Annotated in this window: 1 protein-coding gene; it reads left to right on the top strand. The window is 74.5% G+C overall.

Annotated features, from left to right (window positions below):
* On the top strand, positions 1-306 hold a 306-nt coding region (locus tag PUR61_RS44910), incomplete at both ends, for a hypothetical protein (RefSeq protein ID WP_329885764.1).

Genomic DNA, 306 nt, shown 5'->3' with positions numbered 1-306 from the left:
GTGTACGCGGCCGAGCAGGCGTATCTGCACGCGCTGGGTACCAACACCGTCGTCCCGCTCGGCGGGAGCCGGCACCGCTGGACCGGTGAGTACGCCGGGGTGCGGATCGAGGGCGAGGTCCGGGGCGAGCAGTTCCTGTCGTTCCGCCCGGCGGACGTGCAGCCGGACGTGGACCCGCCGCTGAACGCCCCGCACCGTCCCGCTCCCGACGACCCGGCCCGGGCCTTCGGGGCGTTCGGCCAGCGTGCCGAGGACGTCGTCCGCTACGGCGACCGGCAGAACCTCACCGGCCTGCACCACGAGCTG

It is taken from the genome of Streptomyces sp. BE20 (assembly GCF_036322525.1).
In the GTDB taxonomy this organism is placed as follows: Bacteria; Actinomycetota; Actinomycetes; order Streptomycetales; family Streptomycetaceae; genus Kitasatospora.
This window is presented reverse-complemented; position numbering and strand designations above follow the sequence as displayed.